Annotated in this window: 18 protein-coding genes; 7 read left to right on the plus strand and 11 right to left on the minus strand. The window is 60.7% G+C overall.

The window, feature by feature from the left end:
- Position 1: 1 nt before the first annotated feature.
- The 6 genes from coaA to hisB all read right to left on the minus strand — a co-directional run bounded on the left by coaA (position 2) and on the right by hisB (position 4,206).
- Complete coding sequence (gene coaA / locus FJQ55_RS17015) at positions 2–997, minus strand: type I pantothenate kinase (protein WP_140829990.1); 996 nt, start codon at positions 995–997, stop codon at positions 2–4.
- A complete protein-coding gene (locus FJQ55_RS17020; protein WP_140829992.1) occupies positions 994–1,317 on the minus strand; it encodes a phosphoribosyl-ATP diphosphatase in 324 nt (107 codons plus the stop codon). The genes coaA and FJQ55_RS17020 overlap by 4 nt, the downstream gene beginning before the upstream one ends.
- A gap of 16 nt (positions 1,318–1,333) precedes the next feature.
- Positions 1,334–2,110: an imidazole glycerol phosphate synthase subunit HisF gene (gene hisF / locus FJQ55_RS17025; protein WP_140829994.1), complete on the minus strand. Its 777-nt coding sequence runs from the start codon at positions 2,108–2,110 to the stop codon at positions 1,334–1,336.
- A 9-nt stretch (positions 2,111–2,119) separates the two neighbouring features.
- On the minus strand, positions 2,120–2,854 hold the full coding sequence (gene hisA, locus FJQ55_RS17030) for a 1-(5-phosphoribosyl)-5-[(5-phosphoribosylamino)methylideneamino]imidazole-4-carboxamide isomerase (RefSeq protein ID WP_140829997.1): 735 nt from the start codon (positions 2,852–2,854) through the stop codon (positions 2,120–2,122).
- Between the two features lie 18 nt (positions 2,855–2,872).
- Positions 2,873–3,523: an imidazole glycerol phosphate synthase subunit HisH gene (gene hisH, locus FJQ55_RS17035; protein WP_140829999.1), complete on the minus strand. Its 651-nt coding sequence runs from the start codon at positions 3,521–3,523 to the stop codon at positions 2,873–2,875.
- Positions 3,524–3,609: 86 nt separating this feature from the next.
- Positions 3,610–4,206, minus strand: a complete 597-nt coding sequence (gene hisB, locus FJQ55_RS17040; protein WP_140830001.1) for an imidazoleglycerol-phosphate dehydratase HisB — start codon at positions 4,204–4,206, stop codon at positions 3,610–3,612.
- Positions 4,207–4,406: 200 nt separating this feature from the next.
- Between hisB and hslV the strand changes: the two genes are divergently transcribed.
- The 6 genes from hslV (at position 4,407) to FJQ55_RS17070 (ending at position 13,225) form a co-directional block, all read left to right on the plus strand.
- On the plus strand, positions 4,407–4,934 hold the full coding sequence (gene hslV, locus FJQ55_RS17045; protein ID WP_140830003.1) for an ATP-dependent protease subunit HslV: 528 nt from the start codon (positions 4,407–4,409) through the stop codon (positions 4,932–4,934).
- 62 nt (positions 4,935–4,996) lie between these two features.
- Positions 4,997–6,304, plus strand: coding sequence for an ATP-dependent protease ATPase subunit HslU (hslU, locus tag FJQ55_RS17050; protein ID WP_140830005.1), 1,308 nt, complete (start codon positions 4,997–4,999; stop codon positions 6,302–6,304).
- A gap of 156 nt (positions 6,305–6,460) precedes the next feature.
- A complete protein-coding gene (locus FJQ55_RS17055) occupies positions 6,461–7,402 on the plus strand; it encodes a DUF1402 family protein (RefSeq protein WP_425467548.1) in 942 nt (313 codons plus the stop codon).
- 35 nt (positions 7,403–7,437) lie between these two features.
- On the plus strand, positions 7,438–8,835 hold the full coding sequence (locus FJQ55_RS17060; RefSeq protein ID WP_140830008.1) for a cytochrome P450: 1,398 nt from the start codon (positions 7,438–7,440) through the stop codon (positions 8,833–8,835).
- 105 nt (positions 8,836–8,940) lie between these two features.
- On the plus strand, positions 8,941–10,947 hold the full coding sequence (locus tag FJQ55_RS17065; protein WP_140830010.1) for a hydantoinase/oxoprolinase N-terminal domain-containing protein: 2,007 nt from the start codon (positions 8,941–8,943) through the stop codon (positions 10,945–10,947).
- Between the two features lie 106 nt (positions 10,948–11,053).
- A complete protein-coding gene (locus FJQ55_RS17070) occupies positions 11,054–13,225 on the plus strand; it encodes a malate synthase G (RefSeq protein ID WP_140830012.1) in 2,172 nt (723 codons plus the stop codon).
- Positions 13,226–13,302: 77 nt separating this feature from the next.
- Here the strand turns inward: FJQ55_RS17070 and FJQ55_RS17075 are convergent, their stop codons facing one another.
- Positions 13,303–13,968, minus strand: a complete 666-nt coding sequence (locus tag FJQ55_RS17075; protein WP_140830013.1) for a L,D-transpeptidase — start codon at positions 13,966–13,968, stop codon at positions 13,303–13,305.
- Positions 13,969–14,143: 175 nt separating this feature from the next.
- Between FJQ55_RS17075 and FJQ55_RS17080 the strand changes: the two genes are divergently transcribed.
- Entirely contained in the window at positions 14,144–14,623 is a 480-nt protein-coding gene (locus FJQ55_RS17080) for an MmcB family DNA repair protein (protein WP_140830014.1), read from the plus strand.
- Positions 14,624–14,630: 7 nt separating this feature from the next.
- Here the strand turns inward: FJQ55_RS17080 and FJQ55_RS17085 are convergent, their stop codons facing one another.
- The 4 genes from FJQ55_RS17085 to lhpI form a co-directional block, all read right to left on the minus strand.
- A complete protein-coding gene (locus tag FJQ55_RS17085; RefSeq protein ID WP_425467545.1) occupies positions 14,631–15,233 on the minus strand; it encodes an ActR/PrrA/RegA family redox response regulator transcription factor in 603 nt (200 codons plus the stop codon).
- Between the two features lie 75 nt (positions 15,234–15,308).
- Positions 15,309–16,610: an ActS/PrrB/RegB family redox-sensitive histidine kinase gene (locus FJQ55_RS17090; RefSeq protein ID WP_140830016.1), complete on the minus strand. Its 1,302-nt coding sequence runs from the start codon at positions 16,608–16,610 to the stop codon at positions 15,309–15,311.
- Between the two features lie 26 nt (positions 16,611–16,636).
- A complete protein-coding gene (gene hrpB / locus FJQ55_RS17095; RefSeq protein WP_140830018.1) occupies positions 16,637–19,099 on the minus strand; it encodes an ATP-dependent helicase HrpB in 2,463 nt (820 codons plus the stop codon).
- Positions 19,096–20,052: a bifunctional Delta(1)-pyrroline-2-carboxylate/Delta(1)-piperideine-2-carboxylate reductase gene (lhpI, locus tag FJQ55_RS17100; RefSeq protein ID WP_140830019.1), complete on the minus strand. Its 957-nt coding sequence runs from the start codon at positions 20,050–20,052 to the stop codon at positions 19,096–19,098. The genes hrpB and lhpI overlap by 4 nt, the downstream gene beginning before the upstream one ends.
- Positions 20,053–20,409 lie beyond the last annotated feature (357 nt).

Raw genomic sequence — 20,409 nt, forward strand, 5'->3', positions numbered from 1 at the left:
CCTACAGTTTTCTGAGAGCAACCGTCTCGACGAGGTGGTTGTCACCCTTGCGCAGGATGAGGTCCGCCCTCGGACGGGTCGGCAGGATGTTTTCACGCAGGTTCTTGAGGTTGATATTGGCCCAGAGGCCCTCCGCGATTTCCTTCGCCTCGTCGACGCTGATCGTCGCGTAGCGATGGAAATAGGAATTCGGATCGCGGAATGCCGTCTGCCGCAGTTTCATGAACCGGTCGACATACCAGCGATGGATCGCGTTCTCGTCAGCATCGATATAGATGGAGAAGTCGAAGAAGTCCGATACCATCGGCACGATCTTGCCATCGGCCGGCAGATTGCGCGACTGCAGCACGTTGATGCCTTCGAAGATCAGGATGTCCGGGCGATCGATCACCCGATGCTCGTTTGGCAGGACGTCATAAGTCAGGTGCGAATAGCTTGGTGCCTTGACGTTCGGCAGCCCAGCCTTGATCGCCGACAGGAAGCGCAGAAGCGCACCGATGTCGTAGCTTTCCGGGAAACCCTTGCGGTTCAGGATCCCGTTTTTCACCAGATGCGCATTGGAATAGAGAAAGCCGTCGGTGGTGACGAGATCGACCTTCGGGCTGGAGGGCCAGCGCGCGAGCAGCTCTTTCAGAATACGGGCCGTCGTGGATTTCCCCACCGCCACGGAGCCTGCAATGCCGATGACGAACGGCGTCTTGAACACGTCGGACATGCTGAGGAAGCGGTTGCGCTGTTCGAAAAGCAGCTGCGACGATTCCACATGCGACGACAACAGGCGCGACAGCGACAGGTAGATCCGGCGCACCTCATCGAGGTCGATCGGATCGTCGATCGATCGCAGGCGGTGTACCTCATCGGCCGTCAGCGTCAGCGGCGTATCGGCCCGAAAATGTGCCCATTCTTCCGAATCGAAGAAGAGATAGGGAGAATAGCCGTTCGCCTGGAAATGATCGAGAACGTCTGGCGTTTCGGGGTCCCGCATAGCTATGGTCATGGATCCTGCCGACTGGCCTTTTCACTCAGGCCCGTCTGAGCGGTCCGACGCTCCAGTTCCTGCATCACGTCTTGTAGCGGGATGGCCGCAATTTTCAATACGACCATCAGGTGATAGAGCAGGTCGGCACTCTCGTAGACGAGGTTTTCCCGATCGTGCTTCACGGCTGCCATAACAGCTTCGATCGCCTCTTCCCCCAGCTTTTTCGCTGCCTTGTCCTGCCCACCGGCCACGAGCTTCGCGGTCCATGACTCGGTGGGGCTCGCCTTGGCTCGGTCCGATACGATGGTTTCTAGATCGGCGAGGGTGAAATTGCTCATGACAGGCCTTTCCGCGTCAGTCGAGACGCATGGCAATGCCGGCAGCAGCCATATGAGCCTTTGCTTGGGCGATCGAATAAGTACCGAAATGGAAGATCGATGCGGCAAGCACGGCCGTTGCATGACCATCGCGGATACCGGCGACGAGGTCGTCGAGATTGCCGACGCCTCCGGAGGCAATCACGGGAACCCGGACGCTGTCGGCGATGGTGCGGGTAAGGCCGATGTCATATCCGCTTTTTGTCCCGTCGCGATCCATCGAGGTCACCAGCAGCTCACCGGCACCACGCTCGACCATCTGGACCGCGAATTCCACCGCGTCTATCCCCGTTGGTTGGCGCCCTCCGTGGGTGAAGATCTCCCAGCGCGGCGTTTCGTTTTCACGTGAAACCCTCTTGGCGTCGATCGACACGACGATGCACTGATTACCGAACTTGTCGGCGGCTTCCGCGACGAAGTCCGGATTTTTGACAGCGGCCGAATTGATCGAGACCTTGTCTGCGCCGCACAGCAGAAGCTTGCGGATATCGCCCACTGCCCGCACGCCACCTCCGACGGTCAGCGGCATGAAGCAGTGGTCCGCCGTCTGCGCCACGACATCGAAGATCGTCTCGCGGTTATCAGAGGATGCTGTGATGTCTAAGAAACAGAGTTCATCGGCGCCAGCGGCGTCATAGGCCTTGGCGGCTTGCACCGGATCGCCGGCATCGATCAGGTCGACAAAGTTAACGCCCTTCACCACTCGACCGTCCTTGACGTCGAGACAGGGGATCACGCGGGCCTTGAGTGTCATGGTACGTCCTCAGCCTTTCGCAGCCTGGATCAATGCCAGTGCCTCTTGCGGATCAATCCGGCCATCGTAAAGCGCCCTGCCGGAAATCGCGCCTTCCAGCTTGCGCGCATCCGGCTGCAGCATGCGCTTGATATCCTCGATTGAAGCCAATCCACCGGAGGCGATAACAGGGATGGAAACGGCTTGGGCCAGTTCCAGCGTCGAGGCCCAGTTGATGCCGGTCAGGATACCGTCGCGATCAATGTCCGTATAGATGATCGCGGCAACGCCGGCGCCCTCAAACCGTTTTGCCAGTTCGATCACGCCAAGCTCGGACGCTTCCGCCCAGCCCTCGACGGCGACCTTTCCGCCCTTGGCGTCGATGCCGACGGCGACCTTGTCGGGGAAGCGTTTGCAGGCTTCGATGACGAGGGCCGGATCGCGCACGGCAACGGTACCGAGGATGACGCGCGACAGGCCCCGCGACAACCAGCTCTCGATATGCTCAAGCGTGCGAATACCGCCTCCGAGCTGCACCGGATTTTTCGTTGCCTTCAGGATAGCGTCGACGGCCGCCCCATTGACACTCTCACCGGCAAAAGCACCGTTGAGATCAACGACATGCAACCATTCAAATCCCTGGTCTTCGAAGGCCCGCGCCTGCGCGGCGGGATCGGGATTGTAGACAGTCGCCTGGCCCATGTCGCCGAGCTTGAGGCGTACGCACTGGCCGTCTTTTAGGTCGATGGCGGGGAATAGGATCATGATATGGGTCCTAAGGGCTCACGGCGCCCAGGTCAGGAAATTGGCGATCAGCTTCAGGCCAAGCGCCTGGCTTTTCTCCGGATGGAACTGCGCACCGACCATGGTGTCGCGTCCGACAAAAGCCGTCATCGGGCCGCCATAGTCCGTCGTTGCGATCACATCCACAGCCTGTTCTGCCGCCAGGTGATAGGAATGTACGAAATAGGCATGCAGCCCATCCGGCCCCGTCGGAATGCCGTCGAAGAGCGGGTGAGGGCGGTTGAGCGTCAGCGTATTCCAGCCGATCTGCGGGATCTTCAGGTTGGGATCGGAAGGCGTCATCTCGACGACATCCCCCTTGATCCAGCCAAAGCCTTCGGTCGTGGTCTTCTCCAGGCCGCGCGACGACATCAACTGCATCCCGACGCATATTCCGAAAAACGGGCGGCCCTTCGTTTCGACAACTTCTGTAATGGCATCATGCATACCGGGCACGGCATCGAGGCCCCGGCGGCAATCTGCATAAGCGCCGACGCCAGGCAGCACGATCCGGTCGGCTGATGCGACGCGGTCCGCTTTGTCGGTGAGTTCGACCTCGGCATCGAGGCCAGCCTCGCGGGCCGCACGCTCGAAAGCCTTGGTGGCGGATCTCAGATTGCCGGATCCATAATCGATAATAGCTACACGCATGTCTTCCGTTCCTTTCTGCTCGACGGATGAGATCAACGCCTCAGCCGGAGCAAGGTCGCACGCTCCCTTTGTTGGGGAGCGCGCCCTTAAACCAGGGTACCCTTGGTAGAGGGGATCTGGTTCGCCTGCCGCGGATCAATTTCGGTTGCAGTGCGGAGCGCCCGGGCCACTGCCTTGAAACACGTCTCGGCGATATGATGGTTGTTGGCGCCATAGTGGTTCAGGATGTGCAGCGTGATGCCGGCATTCTGCGCCAGTGCCTGGAAGAATTCTCGAACCAGTTCGGTGTCGAAGGTGCCGATCTTAGGCGCGCTGAACGCGACGTTCCAGACGAGGAACGGCCGACCCGAGACATCGATCGCAGCCTTGGTCATGGTTTCGTCCATGGCAAGGTCGATCGAGGCATAACGCGTGATGCCCTTGCGGTCGCCCAGGGCCTTCGAAATCGCTTGACCAAGCGCAATACCGGTATCCTCGACGGTGTGGTGATCGTCGATATGCAGATCTCCCTGCACGGCGATGTCCATGTCGATCAGCGAATGGCGACACAGCTGCTCCAGCATGTGGTCGAAGAAGCCGACGCCGGTCGAAATCTTGCCCTTGCCGGTGCCGTCGATATGGACGGACACCGAGACCGACGTTTCGTTGGTCTTGCGGGAAATTTCGCCTTTACGTTCTGCCATCGGGCCGCTCCATAGGGGATCTCGGCCCTCCCTTACCAGCAGGGCACGCAAATATCCAGAAGTTACATTGCGTTGCCGCAAGGCAGGCGCCCGCCTTTGCGATCGGATTGCAATCCCCGAAAGCCAACTTACATAGGTCCCGACCAATCGGCAGGGAACTGCCAGAACCAAAGCCCGCGAGGCGGGCAAGCAGGTGACTGATGACAACGATTATTACCGTGCGCAAGGATGGCCATGTGGTGATGGCCGGTGACGGCCAGGTAAGCCTTGGCCAGACTGTCATGAAGGGCAATGCACGCAAGGTGCGACGCATTGGCAAGACTGGTGATGTGATTGCTGGCTTTGCCGGTGCCACCGCAGATGCATTTACGCTTCTCGATCGGCTAGAGAAGAAGCTGGAGCAGTATCCCGGCCAGCTGATGCGCGCTGCGGTCGAATTGGCCAAGGACTGGCGAACCGACAAGTATCTCCGCAACCTCGAGGCCATGATGCTCGTGGCCGACAAGACCATCACGCTGGCAATCACCGGCAATGGCGACGTCCTGGAGCCGGAGCACGGCACCATCGCCATCGGCTCTGGCGGCAATTACGCCTATGCGGCGGCAAGGGCCCTGATGGATAGCGACCGATCAGCCGAAGAGATCGCGCGCCGGGCGCTGACCATCGCCGGCGATATCTGCGTCTACACCAACGGCAACATTGTCATTGAAACGCTCGACGCTGCCTGAACGGGTAGCCGAGCGAGAACGACCTATACGATGATCCGAACGGATCGTCAGGAGCAAAACAGATGACCAATTTTTCCCCGCGGGAGATCGTTTCCGAACTCGACCGCCACATTATCGGCCAGCACGATGCCAAGCGCGCAGTCGCCATTGCGCTTCGCAACCGCTGGCGCCGCCAGCAGCTGTCGGAAGACCTCCGTGACGAGGTCATGCCGAAGAATATTCTGATGATCGGCCCGACCGGCGTTGGCAAAACCGAGATTTCCCGGCGCCTCGCCAAACTGGCCGGTGCACCCTTCATCAAGGTGGAAGCGACCAAGTTCACCGAAGTCGGCTATGTCGGCCGCGACGTCGAGCAGATCATCCGCGATCTGGTCGAGATCGGCATAGTGCTGGTCCGCGACAAGAAGCGCCAGGAAGTTCAGGCTAAGGCGCATGCACTTGCCGAAGAGCGGGTTCTCGACGCGCTTGTTGGCGCGACCGCGTCTCCGGCAACGCGCGACAGCTTCCGCAAGAAGCTGCGCAATGGCGAACTGGACGACAAGGAGATTGACATCGAAGTGGCCGATAGCGGTGCCGGCGCGCCCGGCTTCGAAGTCCCTGGCATGCCGGGCGCCAATATAGGCATCCTGAACCTGTCGGAAATGTTCGGCAAGGCCATGGGTAACCGCACCAAAAAAGTCCGTACCACGGTCAAGGCCTCCTATGGCGACCTGATCCGCGACGAATCCGACAAGCTGATCGACAACGAGATCATCCAGCGGGAAGCGGTCCGGTCGGTTGAGAATGACGGCATCGTCTTTCTTGACGAAATCGACAAAATCGCGGCTCGCGAAGGCGCCATGGGTGCGGGCGTGTCCAGGGAGGGTGTCCAGCGCGACCTCTTGCCCCTCGTCGAAGGCACGACCGTCGCCACGAAGTACGGCCCGGTGAGGACAGACCACATTCTGTTCATCGCGTCAGGTGCCTTCCACGTGTCGAAGCCTTCGGATCTTCTGCCCGAACTGCAGGGCCGTCTGCCGATTCGCGTCGAATTGAAGCCGCTGTCGAAGGAAGATTTTCGCCGCATCCTGACGGAAACCGAAGCGAGCCTCATCCGCCAATACATTGCATTGATGAAAACCGAAGAGCTCGAACTGGAGTTCACGGAAGATGCGATCGATGCCCTGGCCGATGTTGCCGTGCGCCTGAACGAGACAGTCGAAAACATCGGGGCTCGTCGCCTGCAGACGGTGATGGAGCGTGTTCTCGACGAAATATCCTTCCACGCGCCGGATCGCGGCGGCTCAGCCGTGATGATCGACGCCGCCTATGTGCAGCAGCATGTCGGGGACCTCGCCAGCGATACGGATCTGAGCCGCTACATCCTGTGATCTTTGTGCATCTATCAGCCGCTTTCACCGTGTCGCTGGCGATAAAGTGAGAGCGGCTGAGGTCGACAATACAGTCCACACTTATGTAAGGACTGACGCTGTCGGGTCATGGCAATCGTCTGCTTGCCCGCTCAGGGACAGCGCATCGTGCTAGGCATTTCCAGGATCTTCATTCTTGCCATCGCCATACTGGGTTCGGCTCCAGCGATTTCGCACGCCGCCGACAGGGTGCCGCCTGGCAATCGGAATGCAGAACAGCCAACCATCCCCGGAGCCTCCGTTCGACGGACAAAGGCGGGCAAGACAAGCTTCGACCTCAAATATGAGAAGGTGCGCGATCTCCTGCGCATGGACTCTGCTCTGATCGGCAAAATCAAGAAAACGGCCGCAGCCTATGGCATAGCGCCCATTCATATGATCGGCGCGATCGTCGGCGAGCACACCTATAATGTCGACGCCTATGACAGCTTGCAGAGCTATTACGTCAAGGCGGCCTCCTATGCCGGAAACAGCTTCCGTTTTGCTTACGACGGAGAAGGCATCGCTGATTTTTTGAAGCGTCCGGAATTTGCCAATTGTAACGTGTTCAGTGATTCCTACCGCCTCTGGACCTGTCGCGAAGATGTCTGGCAGGACCGATTCCGCGGCAAGACGGTGGGCGGGACCTCCTTTCCCGACAATCGTTTCAGCGCCGTCTTCTTTCAGCCTTTCTATGCCGGACAGACCTTTGGGCTGGGGCAGATCAATCCGCTCACGGCGCTGATGCTCTCGGATCTTGTCGCCGATAAATCGGGTTATCCGAAGCTTGATGAAACCGATGCGGCCGGTGTCTACAAGGCCATCATGGATCCCGACATCTCCCTCGCCTATATGGCGGCCGTGATCCGCAAATCCATTGACGACTACAAGTCGATTGCCGACGTCGATATCTCCAGCAATCCTGGCGTTACTGCGACGCTATTCAACATTGGCAGTACCCAGCAGCGAGCGCGGGCCTTGGCCGCTAAGCGGGCGAGCGGTGCGGCCCAGTGGCCGGAAGAGAACTATTATGGGTGGCTGATCAACGACCGGCTGGACGAGCTGGAGTCGCTGCTCTAACTCCTTCAAGGGCATGACGCCCGAAGGAGCGTGACATGGACGGCATTCCGCAAAAGGCAGGCTTCGAGCCGCCGGCACCGGTTCCGCGCACCGTGCCGCCCAGCCGCTTGGAAATCATCCGCACGGTGCTGAAGAATCCGCTCGAGCTCTGGGGGCTTCCATCCTACACCTGGCCCTGGATCGTTACCCGCTTCTTTGGCCAGACGACAATCATCGCCAACGATCCCGGATTGATCCGCCACGTGCTCGTCGACAATGCGGCGAACTACGAGATGTCGGAGATCCGTCAGCTTGTGCTGCGCCCGATTCTTCGGGATGGTCTTCTGACCGCTGAGGGGCCTGTCTGGAAGCGCTCTCGCAAAGCCATGGCCCCGGTCTTCACCCCTAGGCACGCCCGGGGTTTCGCCCGGCAGATGCGGGAGCAGAGCGAACTCTTTCTCACCCGCTATCAGTCCGGCCCGTCGGGTCTAGTACGCGATATCGCCGTTGACATGACGGAACTGACTTACGCCATCCTGTCGGAGACACTGTTTTCCGGTGGCATTGTTTCGGAGCAGGGCGATTTCGCCCGGGATGTCGATGACCTGCTGCACAGCATGGGACGAGTCGATCCCTTCGACCTGCTGCGGGCGCCGAAATGGGTGCCGCGTTTCACCCGTATTCGCGGGCTCGGCGTGTTGCGCAAGTTCCGCGAACTCGTCCATCGCACGATGGACCACCGTCGCGACATTATCCGCAAGGACCGGGCCACGGCGCCGGACGATTTCCTCACATTGCTCTTGGAGCTGGAAGGTCCCGATGGACTGACTTCGCAGGAGATCGAAGACAATATTCTGACGTTTATCGGCGCCGGCCACGAGACGACGGCCAGGGCGCTTGCCTGGACGCTTTACTGCGTGGCTAACAGTCCCGACATCCGGACCGCCATGGAAACTGAGATCGACAGCGTTCTGGCAACGGACGCCGACCCCGTTGACTGGCTGGAACGCATGCCGCTGGTACGCGCCTCCTTCGAGGAGGCTATGCGGCTTTATCCCCCGGCTCCCTCTATCAATCGGGACGCCGTTGCGGACGACCGCTACGTGGCGCCCAATGGCGAGGTTGTTGAAATTGCCCGGGGAACCACCGTGCTCGTCATGCCGTGGACTCTGCATCGGCACGAACTCTATTGGGATCGGCCCCGGATCTTTGACCCGAACCGTTTCATGCCGGGCGAGCGTGAGAAGATCGGGCGCTTCCAATATCTCCCCTTCGGGGCTGGACCCCGAGTCTGCATCGGGGCAACGTTTGCGCTCCAGGAGGCGGTGATCGCGCTGGCAGTATTGATGCAGCGCTACCGCTTCGACGTGACCGCTCAGACAAAGCCTTGGCCTGTTCAGAAGCTCACGACGCAGCCCGCTGGCGGGCTGCCGATGCGGGTGACGCCGAGATAGCCCTTGAGCGGCATGGCTTTGCCGCGGCTTGGCTGGAAAATGGCCCTTCGCCTGTGCCATAGGTAGGCAAAGCCGGAATGGCATGTGCGAATCGGGGCAGACTGCGTGACATTAGATTACATGCTGGGGATCGACACCGGTGGGACCTATACGGATGCGGTCATCTATAGCGAAAAAGCCGGCATCGTCGCAAAGGCAAAGGCGCTGACGACGCGCCATGACCTGTCGATCGGTATCGCAGGCGCTTTGGAAAACGTTCTTGGCTCGTCCGGCATTCCTCCGTCCTATATCGGCTTGGTCTCGCTATCGACGACGCTCGCAACCAACGCCCTGGTCGAGGGGCAGGGTGGGCGCGCCGGCCTCGTCATGATCGGCTTCGGTCCAGAGGATTTGAAGCGTGATGGCCTGGCCGAGGCCCTGGGTACCGACCCCGTTCTGTTCATCGCGGGCGGCCATGACGTGCACGGCAATGAAACTCCATTTGATGCCGGGGCTTTGGAGCAGGCACTACCCGAGCTTGCCGAGAACGTCTCCTCCTTGGCAATTGCCGGCTACTTTGCCACGCGCAACCCGGGCCATGAACGCCGCGCCCGCGATATTGTTCGTGCCGCCTCCGGCCTGCCGGTCACTTGCAGCCACGAACTGTCGTCGAAACTCGGCGGACCGCGACGGGCGCTCACAACACTGCTCAATGCCCGGCTCGTATCCATGATCGACCGCTTGATCGGCTCCGCGGAGCGATACCTGGTGGAGCGCGGTATTCATGCGCCGCTGATGGTCGTTCGGGGTGATGGTGCGCTGATTTCCGCAGCAGAGGCGCGCGCGCGCCCCATCGAGACGATCCTCTCCGGGCCGGCCGCTAGTCTCGTCGGCGCCCGCCATCTCACCGGTCTTGACGATGCCGTAGTCTCCGATATCGGCGGCACCACGACGGATGTTGCCGTCATGGAGAAGGGCCAGCCGCGCCTCGATCAGGAAGGAGCAGTCGTCGGTGGCTACAGGACTATGGTCGAGGCTGTCGCCATGCGCACATACGGTCTCGGTGGCGATTCCGAGGTTCGCATCGACGACCGTGGTATGAATGCGAAGATCGAGCTCGGGCCGCGAAGGCTGGTCCCACTCAGTCTGGCTGGGGCTTTACACGGCGCTGCAATCCGCGAGGTGCTGGAACGTCAGCTGCGGGCACCCCATCTCGGGCGCCATGACGGCCGCTTTGCTGTTCGCACCGGCGTGCCCGACAATTTGGCCGCCGGACTGCAGCCGCAGGAAGCGGCTCTCTTTTCCAAGATCGGCTCTGTGCCGTTGCCTCTCGATACCCTGATCACTTTTACCCAGCAGAAGGCGACGCTGGACAGGCTGGTCGCCCGCGGCCTCGTGCACATCTGTGGAGTAACGCCGTCGGATGCCATGCACGTGCTCGGCAGGCAGGGCCAATGGGATCGCGAGGCGGCCGAACTCGGGATCCGTCTCGCCATCCGCCAGAAAGATGGCAGCGGGCAACCCATCGCCACATCGATAGAGGATATGGCCGAGCGCATTGTTGCGCGGCTCACGCGCCAGTCATGCGAAGTCATTTTGGCTGCAGCACTCGCCGAGGATGGGCTGACGGACGTCGACCCGGCGAAATCGATTCTTATCGACCGGGCACTTAAACGCGAAACGGGGATTGCGAGATTCTCGCTGTCGCTAGACCGTCCGCTGATCGGCCTCGGGGCCTCCGCCAGCGTCTACTATCCCGCAATTGCAGACATGCTCTCGGCAGACTGCGCAGTTCCTGATGATGCCGATGTCGCCAATGCCGTCGGTGCCGTTGTCGGGCAGGTTCGAAGCACTGTTCATCTTGTTGTGACGTCGCCGGAGGAGGGGCTTTTCATTCTCTCCGGCATCGGCGAGAGCAAGCGCTTCACGGATGAGGCCGAAGCCCTGGATGCGGCCCGCTCCGCGGCAGCAGAGCTTGCGCGTAGCCAGGCTGAAGCCAGTGGCGCGCTCGATCTTGTCACCACGCTGCGAGAGGAGCGTGATGCTCCGGAAATCCAGGGACGCCGTAAACTTGTTGAGGCGCGCATATCTGCAACGGCAAGCGGCCGCCCACGGACGGCCAGAGAACACTAATTTCCAAAACGGAAACAATCTTTGTTATTCGTGCCGGATTGACCGAAAATGAAATTGAGCGAAGCTGTTCTCAAAACAGATACCGCGAAGCTTTGGAGATATTATCGTGATCTTTGTCGACCAATACGGATTGTCCATCGACACCAAGCTGTACAATTTTCTCGTGGATCACGCCCTTCCCGGAACCGGGGTCGGCGGCGATGACTTTTTCGCCGGCTTCGCCGCCATCGTTCATGATCTAGGCCCCAAGAACCGGGCTTTGCTTGCGAAACGTGACGCCTTCCAGGCCAAGATCGACGCATGGTATCGCCAGAAGGGTGCGTCGTCCAATCTCGCGGTCTATGAGCAGTTCCTGCGCGACATCGGCTATATCCTGCCTGAAGGTCCGGATTTCACCATCGCAGTCGACAACGTCGATCCAGAGATTGCGATGGTCGCGGGCCCGCAGCTTGTCGTTCCCGTCATGAATGCGCGTTATGCTCTGAATGCGGCAAACGCCCGTTGGGGTTCTCTTTACGATGCCCTTTACGGAACTGATGCCATTCCGGAGAGCGACGGTGCAGAGAAGGCCAAGGGGTACAATCCAGAGCGGGGTGCCAAGGTCATCACCTGGGCTCGCCAGTTCCTGGATCAGTCGAGCCCCCTCGCGGCGGGTGATTGGTCGAAGGTTGCAAAGCTTTCGGTCCAATCAGGCGCCCTCTCGGTCGTCCTGACCGATAGTGGCGTGACCGGCCTTGCGGATCCCTCGCAATTCGTCGGCCATCGTGGCGAGACAGAAAACCCCTCTGCCGTGATCCTTCGCAAGAACGGCCTCCATCTGGAAATCCTGGTCGATGCCACGGGAATGATCGGCCGGACTGATCCGGCGGGCATAAATGATGTGAGGCTCGAATCGGCTCTCACGACAATCATGGACTGCGAGGACTCAGTTGCAGCCGTCGATGCGGAGGACAAAGTCGCCGTCTATACAAACTGGCTCGGTCTGATGAAGGGCGATCTCACCGAAGAGATCGTCAAGGGTGGCAAGTCTTTCACCCGCGCCTTGTCGGGCGACATCTCCTTTATCGGCGCCGATGGCACGTCGGCTACCCTGCCAGGACGCTCCCTCATCCTGGTCCGCAATGTCGGGCATCTGATGTCCAACCCGGCGATCCGTGACCGCGACGGCAACGAAGTGCCGGAGGGTATCATGGATGCCGCAGTCACGGCCCTCATCGCCCTGCATGACGTCGGCAAGAACGGTCGTCGAAAGAACTCGCGCGCCGGCTCCATGTATGTGGTCAAACCGAAAATGCACGGTCCTGAAGAGGTGGCCTTTGCCTGCGAGATCTTCTCCCGGGTCGAACAGCTTGTCGGGATGGCGCCCAACACGATCAAGATGGGTATCATGGACGAGGAGCGTCGCACGACCGTCAACCTGAAGGAATGCATCCGTGCCGCCCGTGAGCGCGTCGTGTTCATCAATACCGGCTTCCTCGATCGCACCGGAGACGAGATCCACACCTCGATGGAAGCGGGACCGATGATCCGCAAGGGCGATATGAAACAGGCCGCCTGGATTTCGGCCTACGAAAACTGGAATGTCGACATCGGCCTCGAATGTGGCCTTTCGGGCCATGCCCAGATCGGCAAGGGCATGTGGGCGATGCCCGACCTGATGGCCGCCATGCTCGAGCAGAAGATAGCCCATCCGAAAGCCGGCGCCAATACGGCTTGGGTGCCTTCGCCGACGGCAGCCACCCTTCATGCCACCCATTACCACAAGGTCAATGTGGCAGATGTCCAGAAGACACTGAAGTCGCGAGAGAGGGCCAAGCTCGCCGACATTCTTTCTGTTCCGGTTGCGGTCCGTCCGAACTGGACACCGGAGGAAATCCAGCGCGAACTCGACAACAATGCGCAGGGCATCCTTGGCTATGTCGTTCGCTGGATCGATCAGGGCGTCGGTTGCTCGAAGGTGCCGGACATCAACAATGTCGGTCTGATGGAAGACCGCGCGACCCTGCGGATCTCGGCGCAGCATATGGCCAACTGGCTGCATCACGGGGTCGTTACACAAGATCAGATTGAGGAAACGATGAAACGCATGGCAGTTGTCGTTGATCGGCAGAACGAAGGCGACGCGGCCTACCGCCCGATGGCCACAAACTATGATAGCTCAATAGCCTTTCAGGCAGCCCTCGAACTGGTACTGAAAGGCAGAGAACAGCCGAACGGTTATACCGAGCCGGTCCTGCACCGCCGCCGCCTTGAACTGAAGGCGCAATTGCGCGCCTGAACAAAACGTCGCCACCTTAAAGCATAAAGGCCGCCCGATCGCTCCGGCGGCCTTTATGCTGAAGGACTGCGAATGTCTTACTGCTGAACGATGACCTTGGCGCCGCGGCCCGGCTTGACCCGGTTGTAAAGGTCGATCACGTCCTGGTTCATCAGGCGAATGCAGCCCGAAGAAGCCGCCGTGCCGATGGACGCCCATTCCGGCGTTCCATGCAGGCGGAACAGCGTGTCTTGGCCCTTGTCGTTGAATAGATACATGGCACGTGCACCGAGCGGGTTCTTCAGGCCGGGATCCATGCCCTTCTCCACATAGCGGGCGATTTCCGGCTTACGCTCTGCCATTTCCTTCGGCGGATGCCATGTCGGCCATTCCTGCTTCCAGGCGATGTAGGCTTCGCCTTCCCAGGCAAAACCCTGCTTGCCCACGCCAATACCGTAGCGAACGGCCTGGCCACGCGGCAGGACGTAGTACAGGAAGCGCTCGCGCGTGTTAACGATGATCGTGCCCGGCTTCTCGCTGGTCGAGTAGTTGACGATCTGGCGGTGAAACTTCGGATCTACCTTCTGGATCGGGATCGCCGGCAGGGCAAAGCCGGCATCGGTCACGGTCCCATACGCATCACTGAAAATCTGGACCTTGGTGGTTTCTGCAACCTTGTCGGTTTCGCCGGAGGTCGTCGTGCAGCTCGCGAGGCCGACGGAGGTCAGTAGGCCGATCGCGATCGTAAGTGTGCGGAAGCGCATGGGTGACTCATCAATGTTGGCTGGGAGATGGTACCGTGACCATCTGTGAATATGGTTTATTTTGGATTAATGTCGCCCACGCAAGGGCCACGTAACCGCCGGATGTCTTCGGCGGTGCAAAATGACTCGTCATTGTTTTTTTGCAACATAGCGGTCGGCCGTCACGGACATATTCATGACTTTACTTTCTGTTTCCACTAACAATCCGTTAATCGACGGCCGCCAGTCGGATCGTGCCATGATGGTGCGTCGCGGTGTGCAGGCTTTAATGACCGACCTGCGATTCGCCGTCCTGCCGGAACTCACGCTCGCCAATGGCCGGCGTGCAGATCTGATCGCTCTGTCGGAAAGGGGCGACATCTGGATCATCGAGATCAAATCCTCCATTGAGGACTTCCGCGTGGATAGGAAGTGGCCGGACTACCGGCGATATTGCGATAGGCTGTTCTTTGCGACGCATCCCGGCGTACCGATCGAGATCTTCCCCGAGGATTGCGGCTTGCTGTTATCCGATGGTTATGCCGGTCACATCCACCGCGACGCGCCGGAACATCGGCTTGCGCCGGCGACCCGCAAGTCGGTCACGCTGGAATTTTCCCGGACGGCAGCACAGCGGCTGATGCTCGCAGAATGGGCGGCGCGCGCGCCGCTCTAGCGCCGGGTTATTTCGGCGCGCGCTTCGCGAGAATCCGCTGCAGTGTGCGGCGATGCATGTTTAGCCGTCGCGCCGTTTCCGACACATTGCGTTCGCAACTCTCATAGACCCGCTGGATGTGCTCCCAGCGAACTCGGTCGGCAGACATGGGATTCTCAGGAATCTCCGCCTTCTCACCAGGCCGCTGCGTCAGCGCCAGATAAATGTCGTCTGCATCAGCAGGTTTGGCGAGGTAATCAAGCGCGCCGAGTTTAACTGCCGTCACAGCAGTCGCGATATTTCCGTATCCGGTCAGCACGATGATGCGCGTGTCTGAGCGACGCTCGCGAATGGCTTCTATGACATCGAGGCCTGTCCCGTCGCCGAGGCGGAGGTCGACGACCGCATAGCTTGGAGGCGCCTCTTTAGCCTTGGCGATTCCCTCGGCAACCGACCCCGCTAGGTCCACGGTAAATCCCCGACTTTCCATCGCGCGCGCCAATCGACGCAGGAAAGGTGCATCGTCATCGACGATCAGCAGCGTCGGATTGGGTCCCAGATCGTGAGTGACGTGCTGCGGGCTTTGCGCAGTCGTTTTGGCGAGAGTGGATGCAACATCAGTCATGTTCAACAACCTTGAGACAGTTAAGAGCCTCTTTCCGCGAAGTTATGACGAGGAAAGACGAGGGGGTAAAGTCATATGCGTTCATAACGGCGTGTCCGCCTCCATGAACTCCCGGGGCCATTGCACCACAACCCGCGCTCCGGATCCCAGTGTCTCGCCATTTTCGAACTGCAAGCTCGCCCCTGAGCGCTCGAGCAAAGTTTTGGCAATGAAAAGACCCAGTCCCAGTCCGCCGGCCCTGGATTCACCCTGTCTGCTGGTAACATAGGGCTCGCCAATTCTTTGCAAGACCCCCGGCGAGAATCCCACACCGTCATCTTCTATGGCAACCGTGACGGATGTGGGTGAATGGTCCACGGTCACCGTCACCTTTGATCGCGCATAATCGACGGCATTCTCCAGAAGATTGCCAAGGCCGTAAAGGATCGCCGGGTTGCGGCTCCCGACCGGTTCGCCGACCCGGCTCGACAGCTCGATCAATTCAACCTTAATCCCAAGTTCCCGGTGCGGTGCGATCACCTCCTCGATCAGCGACGAAAGGGGCATTTCCCGCATATGCGCTTCGCCTTCCGAGGCGAGTGTCGTCAACCGACGCAGGATGTCGCGGCACCGCTCGCTCTGGCTGCGCAGGAGCTGCACGTCCTCCCGGTAGCGCTCGTCTTGGCCGAGCTCGCGTTCCATCTCCTTCGCAACCACACTGATGGTGGCAAGCGGTGTGCCGAGTTCGTGCGCCGCTGCCGCTGCAAGCCCATCGAGCTGGTGCAGGTGCTTTTCCCGTTGCAGGATCAGCTCCGTTGCCGTCAGCGCGTCGGCAAGCAGCGTCGCCTCCTGCGATACGCGATAGGCATAAAAGGCGGCAAACGCCATCATCGAGACAATCGAACTCCACATGCCGAGCTGCAGCAGCGGATGCACTTCAGGCGTCCGTCCCTCGAACCAGGGCAGGGGAAAAGGCGTGAAGGCCAGCAGCGTGATGAAGGCAAGTGCCGTGACGAAGAGTGCGATTGAGTGACGGTTCGGCTGCGACGCAAATGAAATGATGACTGGGATGCAGATAAGGGGCGCAAAGGGGTTGGCGAGACCGCCGGTGATGAACAAGAGCGCGCCCATCTGGAAGAGATCCAGTGCCAGCACCGCGAAGGCAGCAACTGGCTCGAGCCGGTAGGTCGGCGGAAAGGCAACCGAAAGCAGCGCATTTGCCGCAGCGAGCGCAGCGACAAGGCCCAGGCACGTCATCAGCGGCAGCGAGAAGTCAAACCAGTAGGCAACCAAGATGACAGTTAGCAACTGCCCTGCCACAGCCACCCAGCGCAGCCGCACGAGCGTTTCAAGCCGCAGTCGTCGGCTGGAGGGCCCGAATTTCGTTGCTAGATCCATGGTCATCGGCAAACGCCTTTCTGTATCGCAGTTCAGGTGCCCCGCGGCTTGGCCCGGGTCGTGGGGGCAGCCGATGCCGGATCGTCCGGCCAGGGGTGCTTCGGGTAACGGCCCCGCATGTCCGCCCGCACATCCCGCCACGAGCCGGCCCAGAACCCTGGCAGGTCCCGTGTTGTCTGAATGGGTCGATGCGCCGGCGACGTCAACTCCAAGAGCAGTGGCAATTTGCCGCCGCCGATGGACGGATGGGTCTTCAAGCCGAAGAGCTCCTGCACGCGGATCTGCAAAACGGGCTCCGCCCCGTCATAGCGTATGGGATGCGCCTGTCCCGTCGGTGCCATATAATGTGTCGGCGCCTGCCGTTCTAGTTCGCGCTGCAATCCCGGCGGCACCAGAGCCATCAACCCGTCGTGCAGGCTCCCGGGGGAAATCTCCTGCAGACCTCCCACGCCTGACTGGAATGGCACGAACCAGTCTTCCAGACGTGCCACCAGCCCGTCGTCACTGGTGTCGGGCCAGGGATCCCCGTGCAGACGGTAAAGAAACCCCAGCCGCTGGCGCAATTGTTCTGCAGCCTTTGAGAATGGCAGAACGGACGGCCCCAGCTGCCGCACACCGTCGGCAAGCGCCTGTGCTGCAGCCTCACCCTTCGGTTTGGGCAAGGGGGTCTCATCAAGGATAATCGCGCCAATTCGTGTCACGCGTCGTGCGCGCACCTGTCGGCTTGCCAGGTCGAAGCCGCTCTCATCCAGTGTCTGGATTGCGTCAGGCATGACCTCCTCAATGCTGCTCCGGCTGATCTCCGCAGCCGACAGGATCCGCGCCTGAGCCGCCTTTCCTGTGAGGTCCGCGACGACCAACATATCGGCCCCCGCCAGACGCTCCGTCGGGGGTAGCTCCGCCCCGCGGCCATTGGCCATGACGAAGCGTCCACGCCCGCCGCGCCGCTTGGCAATACGATCCGGGAAAGCATGCAAAAGAAGGCTTCCGGCCGTTTCCGCCCTTCCTTCAGCTGCGTTCCCGAACCCGGCGACCAGCCGCGAGGCCAGCATGCGGGCGCTCTTTGCTCGCTCTCCGTTTTCCCGGCTAAAATGGCGCAGGCGCTCGTCGAGATCCACATCGTTTCCACCCAGACCCTGCTCGGTCAGCAATACCGCGAGATCGGCGGCTGGCCGAGCCGATCCGCCTTCGGCTGCCGCAAGCACCATGGCGGCGAGTCTCGCCGGAAGCCCGAAATCCCGCATCTGCCGGCCACGCGCTGTGAGCTGGTAGCTGGCATCCAGCGCCCCGAGCTGGATCAGCAGTTGCCGCGCCTCTGCGAGCGCCACCGCAGGCGGCTGATCGATGAGCGCAAGCTGCGCCGGATCGGTCACGCCCCAATGGGCCATGTCGAGGGCGAGCCCGGACAGATCGGTCGCCAGGATCTCCGGTGGCGTGAAGGCAGGCAGGGCTGCGGTCTGCCCCGCATGCCAGAGCCGGATCGCGATCCCAGGCTCGGTCCGGCCTGCGCGGCCCGCGCGCTGATCCGCCGAAGCGCGCGAGACGCGCACGGTCTCCAGCCGGGTAATGCCCGTCGATGCTTCATACACGGGCAGGCGCTGCAGTCCGCTGTCGATCACAACGCGCACGCCGTCGATGGTGATCGAGGTTTCCGCAATCGAAGTCGATAAAACGACCTTACGCTTCGAAGCGGGTGCCGGGCGAATGGCAGCGTCCTGCTCCGCCTGGCTGAGATTGCCATAGAGAGGTGTGACCAGCACATCGGCCGCAACCCGTCCCTCCAGCCGTTCGGCGACGCGGCGGATCTCCGCCTGACCCGGTAGGAAGGCCAGGATCGAGCCGTCTTCGCTCCCAAGCGCCGCCAGTATTGCAGAGGTCATCGCGTCCTCGATCCGTTCATCTCCAGTTCTGTCGCGGTACCGCATCTCCACCGGAAAGCTGCGTCCCTGGCTGATCACCGCTTGCGACTGCCCCGTCAGCCGCGTCACGCGCTCCACATCGAGCGTTGCCGACATGACGACGATCTTGAGATCAGGCCGCAGCGCTGACTGCGCATCGAGCGCCAGCGCCAACCCGAAATCCGCATCGAGCGACCGTTCGTGAAATTCGTCAAAGAGAACGGCGCAGATCCCGGTGAGCTCGGGATCGTCGAGGATCATCCGGACGAAAACGCCCTCGGTCACCACCTCAATCCGGGTCTCGGCGGAAATCCGGTTGTCGAGCCGCATGCGATAACCAACCGTGGCCCCGACATCCTCGCCCAGCAGGCTGGCCATCCGCGCGGCCGCCGCCCGTGCCGCCAAACGCCGGGGCTCGAGCAGAATGATGCGCCCATCGCCACGCCATGGCTGATCGAGCAGAGACAGCGGAACGAGCGTCGTTTTGCCTGCTCCCGGCGGCGCCGAAAGTACCAGCCGATTCTGCGCCTCCAGATGTGAGCCGATCGCAGAAAGCCGTTCCGTGATCGGCAGTATGGGGAGGGAAGGACGTATCATGTCGGGATGTGGCCAACCGATACGGTTTCATAGGCGAGGATAGCACCTGCCAGATCTTCCAGTGCCGCTCCGACGGATTTGAAAAGCGTGATTTCTCCCGAGGACTGCCGACCTGGTGCGGTTCCGCTCACCAGTTCCACGAGCTCGGCCTTGATGTCCGCGGGGGTAATCACCCCGGCCTCAAGCGGCTGTAGCAGGTCCCCGGCCTCAGCAAAGGCCCCGGCGCGCGTATCAACGAACAGACTTGCCCGCTTTACCGCCTCGTCATCACTCTCCCGCATGTCCTTGCGGAAAGCGCCCACGAGATCAAGATGGCTTCCGGGTTTCAGCCAAGCGCCCAGTACAAGCGGTGCATGGGAAAGGGTCGCACAGGAGAGGATGTCGGCAGAACGTGCTGCGGCTTCGAGGTCGCTGACTGCCTCGGCTGCGTAGCCAAGGCCTCTCGCCTCCGCGACCACGGCCTGCGCCTTGGAGAACTCGCGTCCCCAGACCATCACCTTCTCTATAGGGCGTACCTGGCTATGCGCCTCGATCAGGTTCAGCGACAGCCGCCCGGTGCCGACGACGAGCAAGGTCGATGCGTCAGCGCGTGCAAGATGGCGTGCAGCAAGAGCGGAGGTCGCCGCAGTCCGGCGTGCCGTAAGCTCGCCACCATCGATCACGGCGAGCAATTCACCGGTCTTGCCCGAGGAGAGGAGATAACTGCCGTGGATCGCGGGGAGACTACGCACATGATTGTCGGGAAAGACCGAGACGAGCTTCACTCCCATATATGCGCCCGGCCGCCAGGCCGGCATGAGAAGCAGTGTCGCATCACGCTCCCCGGGAACTTCAATCGTATGATGGTGACGAACCGGCATGACGCAGCCACTGGTGAACATCTGGCTGATCGCGTCGATCAGCGGCGGGAAGGAAAGAGAGCGGGCAGTATCGGCTTGATCGAGTATGCGCATGATAGGGAAACCTCCTGAACTGCAGCCGACACTAGCCAAGCCCAGGGGGCCTTGCAAACTGCGTGACTGGGAGAGCCTGCTGCGGGGTCCATGACTGCCGTGAAACAAGGCCACACAGCTGCCCAAATCTCCAAACCGGAAATAAAGAACGCAATTTCAATCACTTGTCGCTTTTTCTCATTTTTTCCGAGAACAGCTGTTGACGTGTCGGAAGGTGGAATCTATACATCCGCTCACTGACGAGGGCGGCGGCGCTGCTAGCGACGAAGTCCTTCGTTTTAGAGAAAACCTCAACGAAATTGGCTGAGATGCTGATTGAATGCCGGGTTCAGGCTTGGCGGGATGGTTTTTTGACGG

The organism is Rhizobium glycinendophyticum, assembly GCF_006443685.1.
GTDB classification, from domain to species: Bacteria; Pseudomonadota; Alphaproteobacteria; order Rhizobiales; family Rhizobiaceae; genus Allorhizobium; species Allorhizobium glycinendophyticum.